The organism is Brevundimonas sp. CEF1, assembly GCF_051353055.1.
In the GTDB taxonomy this organism is placed as follows: Bacteria; Pseudomonadota; Alphaproteobacteria; order Caulobacterales; family Caulobacteraceae; genus Brevundimonas.
On record NZ_CP195593.1, the window covers coordinates 2,152,358 to 2,165,993 of the forward strand.

A 13,636-nucleotide genomic window follows, 5' to 3' on the forward strand; every position below is an offset into this window, starting at 1 on the left:
CTCCCCCCGAACGACGGCAGACGCCGCATGGAGGAATCGATGAGCGCCACGCCCAACACCCGCATCATTCGCAGCCCGCACGGGTCTGAGAAAACCGCCAAAACCTGGGCCGCCGAGGCGGCCATGCGGATGCTGATGAACAACCTCGACCCCGAGGTGGCCGAGCGCCCCGAAGACCTGGTCGTCTATGGCGGCATCGGCAAGGCGGCCCGCAACTGGCAGGCCTTCGACACCATCGTCGAGCAACTGCAGAAGCTGGAAGCCGACGAGACCCTGCTGGTCCAGTCGGGCAAGCCGGTCGGCGTCTTCCGCACCCACGAAGACGCCCCGCGCGTCCTGATCGCCAACTCCAACCTGGTGCCCAAGTGGGCGACCTGGGAGCATTTCAACGAACTGGATAAGAAGGGCCTGGCCATGTACGGCCAGATGACCGCCGGGTCGTGGATCTACATCGGCACCCAGGGCATCGTTCAGGGCACCTATGAGACCTTCATGGAGGCGGGTCGCCAGCACTATGGCGGCGACTGGTCGGGCAAGTGGATCCTGACGGCGGGCCTCGGCGGCATGGGCGGCGCGCAACCGCTGGCCGCGACCATGGCCGGGGCGTCGTGCATCACCATCGAGTGCCAGCGCAGCCGCATCGAGTTCCGCCTGCGCACCCGCTATGTCGACGTCATGGCCGAGACCCTGGACGAGGCCCTGGCCCTGCTGGAGCAGTCGTTCAAGGACAAAAAACCCTTGTCGATCGGTCTCTTGGGCAACGTGGCTGACCTTCTGCCTGAAATGGTCAAGCGCGGCGTCCGCCCCGATTTGGTGACGGATCAGACCAGCGCCCACGACCCCGTCAACGGCTACCTGCCCTCGGGCTGGACCGTCGCCGAGTGGGAAGAAAAGCGCGTCAGCGACCCCGCCGCCGTCGAGGCCGCCGCTCGGAAATCCATGGCCGTCCACGTTCAGGCCATGCTGGACTTCCACGCCATGGGCGTTCCCACCACCGACTATGGCAACAACATCCGTCAGGTCGCCTTCGATCAGGGCGTGAGCAACGCCTTCGACTTCCCCGGCTTCGTGCCCGCCTATATCCGCCCTCTGTTCTGCCGCGGCATCGGCCCGTTCCGCTGGGCCGCCCTGTCGGGTGATCCAGAGGACATCCGCAAGACGGATGAGGCGATGAAGAAGCTCTTCCCGGACAACGCCGGCCTGCACCGCTGGCTGCACATGGCGGGCGAGCGCATCGCCTTCCAGGGCCTGCCGGCGCGCATCTGCTGGATCGGTCTGGGCGACCGTCACCGCGCGGGCCTGATGTTCAACGAAATGGTGGCCTCGGGCGAACTGAGCGCCCCCATCGTCATCGGCCGTGACCATCTGGACAGCGGCTCCGTCGCCAGCCCGAACCGCGAGACGGAGGCCATGATGGACGGCTCGGACGCCGTGTCCGACTGGCCCCTGCTGAACGCCCTGCTGAACACGGCGTCGGGCGCTTCGTGGGTGTCTCTGCACCACGGCGGCGGGGTCGGCATGGGCTATAGCCAGCACTCTGGCGTCGTCATCGTCGCCGACGGCACGCCGGAAGCGGCCAAGCGGCTGGAGCGCGTCCTGTGGAACGACCCGGCCACCGGCGTCATGCGCCACGCCGACGCCGGATACGACATCGCCAAGGACGCCGCGCGCGAACACGGCCTCAATCTGCCGAGCCTGACCTAAGAGCCCTCCCCCTCGAGGGGGGAGGGTTGGGTGGGGGTGCAACCTCCGCCCTTTCCTTGAATGGCTCTAGAGGCGCCGCCTCCTGCGCTCTGATTTCAGGCGAACTGCCTACACCCCATCCCCGGCCCTTCCCCCTCGAGGGGAAGGGAGGAGAAGAAGAAATGACGAAGATCCTTATCGGCCAAGAGCCGCTGACTCTTAATCAGTTGCGCCAAGCCCTGAACGGACCCGTTCAGGTCGAACTCACGCCCGCCGCCTGGGCCAATGTTGAAAAGGGGGCGGCGGTCGTCGCCGCCATCCTGGCCGAGGGCCGCACGGTCTATGGCATCAACACCGGCTTCGGCCTGCTGGCCAACACCAGCATTGCGCCGGAAGATCTTGAAACTCTTCAGAAAAACCTAGTGCTCAGCCACGCCTGCGGCGTTAGCGAACCACTGAACGAGAACGTCACCCGCCTGCTGATGGTGCTGAAGATCGCCAGCCTGTCGAAGGGCGCATCCGGCGTTCGGCGGCACACGCTGGAGACCCTGATCGGCATGGTCAACGCCGAGGTCCTGCCGCTGATTCCGTCCAAGGGCTCGGTCGGCGCCTCGGGCGATCTGGCGCCGCTGGCCCACATGTCCTGCGTCCTGATCGGCGTCGGCGAGGCCCGCTATCAGGGTCAGACCTTGGATGCCGTGACCGCCCTGGCCAAGGCCGGGCTGAAGCCGGTCGTTCTGGGTCCCAAGGAGGGTCTGGCCCTGCTGAACGGCACCCAGTGCTCGACGGCCCTGGCCCTGGCCGGTCTGTTCGCGACCGAGGACGTCTTCGCCGCCGCCGTCGCCGCCGGCGCCCTGTCGGTCGACGCCCTGCTGGGTTCGGACGCGCCGTTCGATCACCGCATCCACGCCCTGCGCGGCCAGCCCGGTCAGATCGACGTGGCCCGTCGTCTGCGCGAACTGCTGACCGGCAGCGCCATCCGCGACAGCCACCGCCACGACTGCGCCAAGGTGCAGGACCCCTACTCGCTGCGCTGCCAGCCGCAGGTCATGGGCGCGACGCTGGATGTGCTGCGCAACGCCGCCGCCATGCTGGAGCGTGAAGCCAACGCCGTGACCGACAATCCGCTGGTATTCATCGAAGACGGCGATGTCATCTCGGGCGGCAACTTCCACGCGGAACCCGTTGCTTATGCAGCGGATCAGATCGCCATGGTCCTGTGCGAGATCGGCAATATCAGTGAGCGCCGCACCTCCATCCTGGTCGACCCCAAGATGACCGACCTGCCCGCCTTCCTGGTCAAGGACAGCGGCGTCAACTCGGGCTTCATGATCGCCCAGGTGACCGCGGCGGCTCTGGTGGCCGAGAACCGCATGGTCGCCCATCCCTGTGTCATCGACACCGTGCCGACCAGCGCCAATCAGGAGGACCACGTCTCGATGGCCACCCACGGCGCGCGTCGCCTGCTGGACATGGCCGCCAATACGGCGACCGTGGTCGGCATCGAACTGCTGGCCGCGGCGCAGGGCATCGACTTCCGTCGTCCGCTGACCTCGTCGCCGGAACTGGAGCAGACCTACGCCATCGTGCGCGAGGCGGCCCCGGCCTATGATCAGGACCGCTATTTCGCGCCTGACATCGCGCGGGCGACGGACGGGGTGCGGGCCGGTCGTTACCGCGCCTTTGCCCGCGACCTGCTGCCCTCGGTCTGATCGTGCCGCAAGGGGGAGGAAGCTGTTCCTCCCCTACTCTTCCTGCAACGGGTGAACCGCATCGGCCATTCATGCGCTTCACAGCAGGACACGTCATGAACAGGCGGATGACGATGAAGGCGACGACGGCGACAATCGCGGCGATAGGCCTCGCGGCCATGATCGGCGGCGGCTGGATGCTGTGGCGCTCGACGTCGATCGCCCACGGCCCGGCGGCTGACGGCCCTTCAATCCATGTGGAGGTGGTGGCCCCGGTCGAACCGGAGTTAGCCCCCAGCCCCATCCTGGCGGTGGGCGAGCTTAGCGACGGCTATGAGCATGATCCGGAACGGTTGCTGCCGCCCGCGCCCCTGGGAGCCGACGAGATGGCGTTGGACAGCGCCTGGCTGGAGCCGACGCCGCCTCTGCCCTCGCCGCCCCTCATCGTGATTGGGGAGCCGATGCCGCCGCCCGCGCCGCGGGTCGTGCGGCTGGAGCCCGACGACTACAGTTTCGGCTTCGACCGCCCCTTGCCGGAAGCGGTCGCGGAGACGGCCCCGATCGATCCGACCGAGGCCGCCGCCGACATCAACGGCGCGAGGTGACGCTGAGGGTGTAGTCGCCTTCTTCCGACGCCCCGAGCGTATTGGCGCGGATCGAATAGGTCCCCGGACGCAGGGTCTGCACGATCTGAGCGCTGGTGCCGCCGCCGCTGTCGTCGTCGGTGGCGAGAGAGTCGCCGTCGCACTGAGGCCCTTCATAGAGGCCCAGGTAGGCGTCGAAGTCGCCGGAATCGAGACGGACGGCGACGCTGCCCGCGCGCGCAATGGTCAGGGCGTAGCAGTCATAGAAGGAACCGTCGTCAGCGCGGCGGTCGCTGAACTCCAGACGGCCCGAACGGCTTTCACCGACGGCGATGGGCAGGACCTGGGTGGTCGGACGGATGCGCTCGCCCGCCGAGACACGCAGCTCATATCGGCCGGTCTCGCCCTCGCTCAGGGTATTGGCCTTGATGATCCACAGCCCCCCGCTGGAGGCGAAGCGCACCTGCGAATTGGTGCCCATGTCGGGGCCGTCGTCGTTGGACACCGAGGTGTCGTCGCAGTCCGCGCCCGCCCCGGCCGACAGGAAGGTGTCGAAGTCAGACGAGCTGAGCGTGACCGTATAGGCCTCGTCCGGGTTGGTCTGGATGACGTAGCAACGGTAGTGCGAACCATCGCCCATACGGGCGTCCTTAGCGGTGAAATTGCCCTGGATGGTCTGGCCGGGGCGGATGCTGCTCTGGGCCGAGGCGGCGCCGGCGACCGCCAGGGTCGAGGCCAGGACCGTTGTCATCAGAAGGGTGCGCATAGAGGGGGAGTCTCCGTGGATGTTCCGAACCAGCGCCCTAAACCGAGCGCCTAAACAGTTGATTTATTTTACACTTAGCAAGGGAACACGTTTCAAGGCCGCCACGCTGGCGGCATTGGTGCAAAAGCAGACGGTGCGCAGTTGCCGGATCACCGTCTGGAAGTGGGCGACCACAGACTCGGTGGATTCAGTAGCGGCCTGAATGACGCCGGAGGCCATGCCGACCACATCGGCGCCTAGGCGGACGGCCTTGGCCACATCGACCCCGTCGCGAACGCCGCCCGAGCCGATGATCAGAGCCTCAGGCAGAGCGTTTCGGGCCTCGGCGATGGCGCGGGCGCTGGGGATGCCCCAGGCGGCGAAAGCGGCGGCGTGGGCCTTGTCCGCCGGATCGGTCGCACGCTCGCCCTCGATCAGGCCCCAGTTGGCCCCGCCCGCTCCAGCCACGTCCACGCCCGCCGCCCCCATGGCGATCAGACGCTGGGCGGTGACGGCCGATATGCCCGCCCCCGTCTCCTTGACGATGACCGGCGCGTCCAGATCACGGATCAGGGCCTGAAGCGCGGCGCCGACACCCCACCAGTCGCGGTCGCCCTCGGGCTGACAGGCTTCCTGCAGAGGGTTCAGATGCACCACCAGGGCGTCGGCCCCGATCATGTCCAGCGCCCGTTTGGCCTGCTCGACGCCGAAACCGCGCGTCAGCTGAGCCGCGCCGATATTGGCCAGTATCGGCGTGTCGGGCGCTCGGTCACGCAAGGCGCGATCCAGCCCGCCGCTGGCCCCGCCTTCGATGGCCGCGCGCTGCGATCCGACCGCCAGGGCGATGCCCAGATGCTGGGCCGCCTCGGCCAGACGGGCGTTGATCGCCTCGGCGCGCGCCGGGCCGCCGGTCATGGCGCTGATCAACAGGGGGGCCTGAAGGCGCCGACCGAGAAAGTCAGCCCCCAGGTCGATCTTGGCGTGGTCCAGATCCGGCAAGGCTTCATGCACGAAGCGCCAGTCGTCGAAGCCCGACGACCGGGCGTGACGCCCGCCGCCGGACAGCACTACATCGAGGTGCTGGTCCTTGCGGCCCAGGATCAGGTCGTCGCTCATCGCGCCCTCCCCCAGCCGTCAGGGCTGGCGCTCGACCGTCAGCACATAGTCGCCGGTCGAGGCCGCGGCGAAGCTGCGGGCGCGCACCACATAGGTCCCGTCGCGTGGCGCGGTCCAGTCGAGACGGGCATGGGTGTCCGACAGGCTGTCGTCGTCCTCTTCCAGGCTGCGGAAATCGCCGTCCTTGTCCTCGCCCACCTCGACCACGGCGTCGAAAGCGGCGGAAATCATGGTGAAGCGCAGCTTCTCGTCCGCCTTGGCCTTGAAGATGTAGGCGTCAAAGGAAATCCCGTCGTCATCCATGGCGTCGGCTTCGGACAGGCTACCGCGCGCGGTCGAGCCGACTAGCAGACTGCCCGGACCCGGCTCGGGCCCACGGTCCGCGAACTCCAGCGAATACAGCCCCTTGCCGCTGCTCGAATAAGGCAGGGCGCGAAGAACATAGTCGCCGTCTTCCGGCAGGGTGAAGGTCAGGCGCGCGTCCGTGCCCTGACGCAGGCCGTCATCGTCCGAGGCCAGTTCCTCGAACTCCTCGCCCGCCTTGCTGACCTGCAGCAGGGCGTCGAAATCGCCCGAGCGCATGATGGCCTGAACGCGCTGCCCCTCCGTCCCGCTAAAGGCGTAACCGTCATAGAGGCGGCCTTCGTCATCGATCGCCCCCCCCTGCTTCAACTCGCCCTGAACCGTCTGGCCAAAGCTGAGCGCGGTCGGCGGCGGCGGCGGCGCCACCTCCTCGACCTTCAGATCATAGCTGCCCGAAGCGTCCGAGAAGCCGCGCGCCTCGATCAGATAGTCGCCGTCCTCGGGCAGGACGAAGGTCAGCCGGGCGTTCAGTTCGCCGCCGCTGTCGTCGTCGGTGGCCAGGCTGTTGTGATTGACGTCGAACAGCTCGAGATAGCTGTCGAAATCGTCGGCCTTCAGGCTGATGGCCACGCGCTGACCGGCGCGGCCGGTGAAGCGGTAGAGGTCGGCAGAGGAGCCAGAATCGCTCTTGGGACTGTCTTCGTTCAACCGACCGCTGACCTCATCGCCGATCGCGATGCTGCGCGCCTCGGGCGCCGGGGGGCCCTGCTCCAGCGTCAGACGGTAGTCGCCCTCGCTGTCGCCGCTGACCGAAGTCGTCTGGATGACGTATTCGCCGGCCTGAGGCGCGGTGAAGACGAGGTAGGAGTTCAGCCCCTTGCCGTCGCCGTCGTCGTTCTGGGCCGCCTGCACGAAGGAGCCGCCGACCATGCGTCCGACACGGACCAGAGGATCGAAGTCGTCGGATTCCAGCAGGATCGCCACCCGATCCCCGGCGTTGGCCCGGAAGGCGTAGGCGTCGAAGGTCTTGCCGTCTTCGTCCTCGGCGTCGCCGCTGGTCAGACGGCCGTTGGCGTAGTCGCCGACCGAGATGCGGCCGGGACGCGGCTGGCGCGGGGCCACGCGCTCGCTGAGCGCCAGGGTGTAGGCGCCGGTCTCCAGACCGGAATAGGGGCGCGCGCGGACGATATAGACGCCGTCCGTCTCGGGCGTGAAGCGCAGGCGGGCGTTCATGCCACTTCCGGCGCCGTCATCGTCGGACGCGAGCGGCTCGCCCGTGGTGCGGCCTTCGGCATAGACCGCCAGATAGGCGTCGAAGTCGCTGCTGCGCAGTTCAGCCTGCAGCCGCTGGCCAGCGCGGAGCTGAACGCGATAGTCGTCATAGCGATAGGCCTCGTTTCCGCGCGTGCGGGCGTCGCCCTCCTCCAGCCGTCCGCGAACCTCGGCGCCTATGCGGATGTCGGTCGCGGTCTGGGCGGAAACGGAGCCGGACGACAGCAGGGCGATAACGCTGACCGCCCCGAACAGGGCCGCGAACTGAGAATGACGCATGAAAACCTCTTTGCTGGCGCTATCATAGACGCCGAACCGCAGCGGCTGTAAATCGCGGCCACGCTTTCCAGTTCCCGACGAATGGAGCCGATTATGGCTGACGAACCCGCACGCGCCTCTCTCATCGACGGCAAGGCCTTCTCGCAGACCCTGGTCGAGCGCGTCGCCGCCGCCGCCGCGCGGCTGGAAGCGGCCCACGGCGTCAAGCCTGGCCTGGCCGTGGTCATCGTCGGCGAGGACCCCGCCAGCCAGCTCTATGTCCGCAACAAGGGCGAGACGACGCTGAAGGCCGGGATGCGCTCGGACACCCACCGCCTGCCCGACACGACCACGCAGGCCGAACTTCTGGCCCTGATCGCCGCGCTGAACGCCGACGCGGGCATCCACGGCATCCTGGTGCAACTACCTCTGCCCAAGCACATTGATTCGGCCGCCGTCCTGGGCGCCATCGACCCGGACAAGGACGTGGACGGCTTCCACGTGGTCAACGTCGGGCGTCTCGCCGTCGGCCTGCCGGGCATGATCCCCTGCACCCCCCTGGGCAGCCTGATGATGCTCAAGGACCAACTCGGCGACCTGTCGGGGCTGAACGCCGTCATCGTCGGCCGCTCCAACATCGTCGGCAAGCCGATGGCGCAACTGCTGCTGGGCGAAAGCTGCACCGTCACCATCGCCCACTCGCGCACCCGCGACCTGCCCGCCCTGTGCCGCACGGCCGACATTCTGGTAGCCGCCGTCGGCCGTCCCGAGATGATCAAGGGCGACTGGATCAAGCCCGGCGCCACCGTCATCGACGTGGGCATCAACCGCGTCCCGTCGCGCGATCCGGTCAAGGCGGCCGAGGGCAAGACCCGCGTGGTCGGCGACGTGGACTTCAACGAAGCGGTCGAGGTCGCCGGGCGCATCACCCCGGTCCCCGGCGGCGTCGGCCCCATGACCATCGCCTGCCTGCTGGCCAACACCTACACCGCCGCCTGCCGCGCGGCGGGCGTGGAGCCGGAAGACCTGAACCAGGCCTAAGCCCTCCCCCTCGAGGGAGATTGTTGTCAAAAATCCAGCCTTGAAGCGGAGCCTTTCCGCTCCGATAGTCTTTACCGGATCAGCGGTCATCATGGCCGCCGGAGGAGCTTCATGGCTGGATTCTCGCCCCGTCTCGCGGCCGTCGCCGCCGTCGTCGTCCTGACCCCCGCCGTGGCGGGTTGCGGCTACAACACCATTCCGACCAAGCAGGAACGGGCCGAAGCCGCCTGGGCCGATGTCCAGAGCCAGTATCAGCGCCGTTCGGACCTGGTGCCGAACCTGGTCGCGACGGTTCAGGGCGCGGCCATCCAGGAACGCACCACCCTGACTCAAGTCATCGAGGCCCGCGCCAAGGCCACCAGCGTCAACATCGACGCCTCGAACCTCGATAACGCCGCCGCTTTCCAGCAGTACCAACAGGCTCAGGGCGAGCTGTCGTCCGCCCTGTCGCGCCTGCTGGTGACGGTCGAGGCCTATCCCCAGCTTCAGGCCAATCAGAACTTCCTGACCCTGCAGTCGCAACTGGAAGGCACCGAGAACCGCATCGCCGTGGCGCGCCGCGACTACAATGAGGCCGTGCGCGACTACAACACCACCCTGCGCACCTTCCCGAGCGTGATTTGGGCCAAGACCCTGCACGGCGGCTCCAAGCCCATGCAGTTGTTCACCGCCACCGCAGAGGCCCAGAGCGCGCCAAGCGTGAACTTCAACCTCGGCGTTCCGGGCGCACAGCCGGGGGGCGCCGCGCCGGGTTCGACCCCGCCGGCGGCGGCTCCGGCGGCCTGATCCGCTCGACATGACCCCTTCCGCCCTCACCATGAGGGACAGACGCGCGCCGGGACTGATCCCGGCGCTGCTGGTCGGCCTCGCCCTGTGGCTGGCGGCCCTGCCCACTCTGGCCGCCGAGATCCAGTTCCCGGCCCTGACCGGGCGAGTGGTCGATGACGCCCAACTGCTGAGCCCGGAACAGGAACAGACCCTGACCGGCAAGCTGGCGACGTTGGAACAGCAGACCGGCGATCAACTGGTCGTCGTCACCCTGCCCTCGCTGCAGGATCAGGAGATCGAGGACTTCGGCTATCAGCTGGGTCGTCACTGGGGCATCGGTCAGAAGGAAAACGACGGCGGCGCCCTGCTGATCGTCGCGCCAAACGAGCGCAAGGTGCGGATCGAGGTCGGCTATGGCCTGGAGGGCGTCCTGACCGACGCCTATTCATCCCTGATCATCCGCAACGACATCCTTCCGGCCTTCCGGCAAGGCGACTACGCCGCCGGCATCATCGCCGGGACCGACGCCGTAATCGCCCAACTGACCGCCGATCCCGCCGAGGCCCAGGCCCGCGCGGCCGAGGCCAAGAGCGCGGCCAGCGAGCGCGAGAAGCCGATCCTGCCCGCCATCATCATCTTCCTGATCTTCTTCTTCCTCTTCATCAGCCTGGTCGGAGCCGCGGCGGGCGGCAAACGGCGTCGCGGCGGCAAGGGCGGCGACGGCCTGACCCCCATCCTGATCTGGGCCGCCAGCGAGGCGCTGAAGAACCAGGGTCGCGGGGGTGGACGCGGCGGCTGGGGCGGCGGAGGCGGTGGATTTGGCGGAGGCGGCGGCGGCTTCGGCGGCGGCGGCGCCTCGGGGGGATGGTGATGCAGTTCACAACAGACGACCACGCCCGCGTCGCCGAGGCCATCGCCCGCGCCGAGGAAAACACCTCGGGCGAGATCTTCTGCGTCGTGGCGCGACAGGTGTCCTCCTATCGCGACGTCAGTCTGGCCTGGGCGGCGGCGGCGGCCCTGCTGCTGCCGCTTGGCCTGATCCCGCTGGGCTTCGGCGCCCACTGGCTGCCGGGTCTCGGATCTGATTGGCAGGCGGCCCACGTCGCCGCGCGCGAGGTCGAGATCAGCCAGACCCTGGCCGCCTATGCCCTGGTGCAGGCGGCGGTCTTCCTCGGCGTCTTTCTGTTGAGCCTGATCCCGGTCGTGCGGCGATTGCTGACCCCCGCTCCCCTGCGCCGCACCCGCGTCCGCCGCGCCGCCATGCAGCAGTTCCTGGCCCACGGTCTGCACGTCACCCAGGCGCGGACCGGGGTACTGATCTTCGCCGCCCTGGCTGATCATCAGGTCGAGGTCATCGCCGACGAGGGCATCCACGCCTGCGTCAGTCCTGAGGTCTGGGCCGACGCCGTCGCCGCCTTGACGGCTGGCCTACGCCGCGATCAACCGGTCGAGGGCATGCAACAGGCCATCGCCCTGTGCGGTCAGGTTCTGGCGGAACGGTTTCCGCCCCGGCCCGCTGATATCAATGAGGTCCCCGACCGTCTGGTTGTCATCTAGACCGGCTAGACAGGCGGCGGGATCGACCGCGCCGACAAGGACTCATGCCCAGACTCGTCACCTATAATGTGCACCGCTGCGTCGGCGTCGACCGCAAGCTGGACGTGGCCCGCATCGCCGCCGTCATCGCCGAGCTGGAGCCGGACATCGTCTGTCTGCAGGAACTGGATGTCGGCCGCGCCCGCACCAACGGCGTCGATCAGGCCCACGCCATCGCCGAGCGCCTGTCGATGGGCTTCCGCTTCCATCCGGCCATGACCATAGAGGCGGAGCTGTATGGCGACGCCATCCTGACGGCGCGGCCCGAGCGGCTGATCCGCGCCGCCGCCCTGCCGACCCTGCCCAACCTGAGGGGGTTGGAGCCGCGCGGCGCCCTGTGGTCGGCTATCGACTTCGACGGCATCACCCTCAACGTCTTCAACACCCACCTGGGCCTGGTGCCGCGTGAGCAGAGACTTCAGGCGGCGGCCCTGGTTGGACGCGACTGGCTGGGCGATCCGGCCTGCACGGGGCCGACCATCCTGACCGGGGACTTCAACGCCACCTCGATCACCCGCCCCTATCACGCCCTGACGCGGCGGCTGGCCGACGCCCAGCGCGAGCTGGGGCTGAAGCCCTCGGTGAAGACCTTCCCCTCCAGCTTCCCCGCCATCCGTATCGACCACTGCTTCATCAGCCCGGAAATCCGGGTGACGGGCGCCATGACCCCGCTGCACCCGCTGGCGCGCACGGCCTCGGATCACCTGCCCCTGGCCATCGATTTCGAGTTTCAGGCCCCCGCCTGAGTTTCCGCCTCAGATCCCGTCAGCCTGGGCCGGTGCGAGCGGTTCAACCGTTTCCACGGCCGCCAGGCGTCCATCGACGAAGCCGGATCGCCCAACTGCCATTCGGCGATCATCCGCTCGACGGCTGACGGCGGCGTCGAGCCCAGCAGGGTCATCCGGTCAGAGCCGAAGGTCAGGACCGCCTGCCCGACCGAGCCCATGATCGCCTCGGCCTGAGCGAAGTCCTCGCCCGAGACGCCGATGAAGTGGCCGATCGAGCGCTGGCGGAAGCGGCGCACCACCTCGCACCCCGCCTCGGTCGTCGGCTCGGCGGCCACGTCGCACTCGGTGTCCAGACCCTGGGATCGGTTGTTCAGATTGGTCGAGCCGATGCGCAGCAGCCGGTCGTCGATGATCGACATCTTGGCGTGAACGATGATGCGCTCGCCCTCCAGTGTCCGCGGGCTGAAGGCGAAGAAGCGGTTGTAGCGATCGGCCTGCTCTAGCCGATACAGGACCTCGGCGCGGGCCGTGTCCATGGTCAGGCCGTCGAACCAGCTGGGACTGCGGCCGGTCGAGACCAGGACGATCTCCGGCCCATCCGGCTCGGCCAGGCGCTCGGCCAGGGCGGCGGCGATGACGGGCGAGGTGAAATACTGGTTCTCAAGGTAGATCAGCCGCTTGGCCCGGCGGATAGATTCCAGATGCAGGGCCTCGTTCTCGCGCACCTCGGGTCGACCGCGCACGCGAGGCTCAGTGCGGACGATGCCGACGGATACGTCGGTCAGGGTCGGCTCCACGCCATCAGGCCAGGGATCGTCGTCAGTTTCATCCGGAACAGTGCGTTCCCAGGTGGCGCGGAACCAGCGTTCGCGCGCCAGGTCCCCCAGGGCGCGGGCCGCCGCTCCGTCCATGACGCTCATCACCTCGTGCCGGGGGGCGCTGAACAGACCCGAGGGCTGGCAACGGCGCGGGTCGTTGTCCAGATGGTCGGACGTGTCCCAGCGATCCGTGGCGATGTCGCCCCCACCGCAGAAGGCCACCTTGTCGTCGATGACGATGACCTTCTGGTGGTGACAGGCGCCGAGTATCCCCGGCTTGTCGAGGCGGAACTCAACCGTGCGCTTCCTGAACCACCGCTGCGCCCGGTGCGGATAGAAGCCCTGGGAGGCGGCGATCAACAGCGGCGACTTCCAGATCAACAGCCGCACATCCAGATCCGGCTTCTCGCGCACCAGCATCCGCAGTTGATGGCCGATTTCTCCCCGATGGTCGGTCAATGGGGATTCCGGGTCCAGCCGCGTTCGGGGATCGAACTGCCAACCCAGAACGACGATCGACTTCTTCGCCTTGCGCAGCGACGAAGCGAGCGCGTCGAAATAGGCGTCGTTTTCCATCAGGGGCGTAAAGCGGTCCGCCGTCGCCACGCGCCAGCAATCGCGCCCCGGTTCGAGCAGGCTGCCGTCATAGGTGTCGCCCGATTGGTGCATTCCGCCATAGCTGTCTGATTCGCGTGACGATCCGCTACGCGCCCGTTGATACAGTGACGCTCCAGCGGTTTTCGTTCCACCAACTCTACTCAATGGCGACGCTTCACAATGAGGCCCCATTCTGTCATGGTGGGCTTATGCAAATGCTGCTGGATATGCTGGCTGGCCTGATTGCGATGCTCGCTGCGGCGGCGTTGTCGCAATTCGGCGTCGATTTGCATGCTCCGCGCCATGCCGAACGCGAAATTCAGCGCGTGCAGGACTGCAAGGAAGCGCCCGCCTCGACCATCGCGGTCGCGGCCCCCAGCGACTGCTGAAGGGGCGATCGCCAGGCGATCATCCCCGTCCTTCCCATGAAATCCCT

At 67.8% G+C, this 13,636-nt stretch carries 13 protein-coding genes; 9 read left to right on the forward strand and 4 right to left on the reverse strand.

All coding sequences use genetic code 11. The features are described 5' to 3' along the window. Positions 1–39: 39 nt before the first annotated feature. The 3 genes from hutU to ACR9FL_RS11115 all read left to right on the forward strand — a co-directional run bounded on the left by hutU (position 40) and on the right by ACR9FL_RS11115 (position 3,979). Complete coding sequence (gene hutU, locus ACR9FL_RS11105; RefSeq protein ID WP_436355616.1) at positions 40–1,704, forward strand: urocanate hydratase; 1,665 nt, start codon at positions 40–42, stop codon at positions 1,702–1,704. A 161-nt stretch (positions 1,705–1,865) separates the two neighbouring features. Next, a complete protein-coding gene (gene hutH / locus ACR9FL_RS11110; protein ID WP_436355617.1) occupies positions 1,866–3,395 on the forward strand; it encodes a histidine ammonia-lyase in 1,530 nt (509 codons plus the stop codon). Between the two features lie 95 nt (positions 3,396–3,490). Continuing rightward, positions 3,491–3,979: a hypothetical protein gene (locus tag ACR9FL_RS11115; RefSeq protein WP_436355618.1), complete on the forward strand. Its 489-nt coding sequence runs from the start codon at positions 3,491–3,493 to the stop codon at positions 3,977–3,979. Here the strand turns inward: ACR9FL_RS11115 and ACR9FL_RS11120 are convergent. From ACR9FL_RS11120 to ACR9FL_RS11130, 3 genes are all read right to left on the reverse strand, one after another. After that, positions 3,963–4,724, reverse strand: coding sequence for a peptidase (locus ACR9FL_RS11120; RefSeq protein ID WP_296175435.1), 762 nt, complete (start codon positions 4,722–4,724; stop codon positions 3,963–3,965). The genes ACR9FL_RS11115 and ACR9FL_RS11120 overlap by 17 nt on opposite strands. A gap of 63 nt (positions 4,725–4,787) precedes the next feature. Then, positions 4,788–5,819 carry a type 2 isopentenyl-diphosphate Delta-isomerase gene (gene fni, locus ACR9FL_RS11125; RefSeq protein WP_436355619.1) on the reverse strand — a complete coding sequence of 344 codons (1,032 nt, stop codon included), beginning with the start codon at positions 5,817–5,819 and terminating at the stop codon, positions 4,788–4,790. Between the two features lie 18 nt (positions 5,820–5,837). Beyond that, the gene (locus tag ACR9FL_RS11130; RefSeq protein ID WP_436355620.1) at positions 5,838–7,673 is read right to left on the reverse strand and encodes a PPC domain-containing protein; all 1,836 of its coding nucleotides are present in this window, start codon (positions 7,671–7,673) and stop codon (positions 5,838–5,840) included. A 93-nt stretch (positions 7,674–7,766) separates the two neighbouring features. Here ACR9FL_RS11130 and folD point away from each other — a divergent pair, with 93 nt between their 5' ends. The 5 genes from folD to ACR9FL_RS11155 all read left to right on the forward strand — a co-directional run bounded on the left by folD (position 7,767) and on the right by ACR9FL_RS11155 (position 11,803). Next, a complete protein-coding gene (folD, locus tag ACR9FL_RS11135) occupies positions 7,767–8,693 on the forward strand; it encodes a bifunctional methylenetetrahydrofolate dehydrogenase/methenyltetrahydrofolate cyclohydrolase FolD (protein ID WP_436355621.1) in 927 nt (308 codons plus the stop codon). A 111-nt stretch (positions 8,694–8,804) separates the two neighbouring features. Next, positions 8,805–9,479 carry a LemA family protein gene (locus ACR9FL_RS11140; RefSeq protein WP_436355622.1) on the forward strand — a complete coding sequence of 225 codons (675 nt, stop codon included), beginning with the start codon at positions 8,805–8,807 and terminating at the stop codon, positions 9,477–9,479. A gap of 31 nt (positions 9,480–9,510) precedes the next feature. Further along, positions 9,511–10,332, forward strand: coding sequence for a TPM domain-containing protein (locus ACR9FL_RS11145; protein WP_436355623.1), 822 nt, complete (start codon positions 9,511–9,513; stop codon positions 10,330–10,332). Next, positions 10,332–11,018: a TPM domain-containing protein gene (locus ACR9FL_RS11150; protein ID WP_436355624.1), complete on the forward strand. Its 687-nt coding sequence runs from the start codon at positions 10,332–10,334 to the stop codon at positions 11,016–11,018. The genes ACR9FL_RS11145 and ACR9FL_RS11150 overlap by 1 nt, the downstream gene beginning before the upstream one ends. Positions 11,019–11,062: 44 nt before the next feature. After that, a complete protein-coding gene (locus ACR9FL_RS11155) occupies positions 11,063–11,803 on the forward strand; it encodes an endonuclease/exonuclease/phosphatase family protein (RefSeq protein ID WP_436355625.1) in 741 nt (246 codons plus the stop codon). Here ACR9FL_RS11155 and ACR9FL_RS11160 read toward each other — a convergent pair. After that, complete coding sequence (locus ACR9FL_RS11160; RefSeq protein ID WP_436355626.1) at positions 11,788–13,272, reverse strand: phospholipase D-like domain-containing protein; 1,485 nt, start codon at positions 13,270–13,272, stop codon at positions 11,788–11,790. The two genes, ACR9FL_RS11155 and ACR9FL_RS11160, sit on opposite strands and share 16 nt — an antisense overlap. Before the next feature lie 137 nt (positions 13,273–13,409). On the opposite strand from ACR9FL_RS11160, the gene ACR9FL_RS11165 reads away from it, so the two are divergent. Continuing rightward, positions 13,410–13,589, forward strand: a complete 180-nt coding sequence (locus ACR9FL_RS11165; RefSeq protein WP_296175453.1) for a hypothetical protein — start codon at positions 13,410–13,412, stop codon at positions 13,587–13,589. Positions 13,590–13,636: the final 47 nt, after the last annotated feature.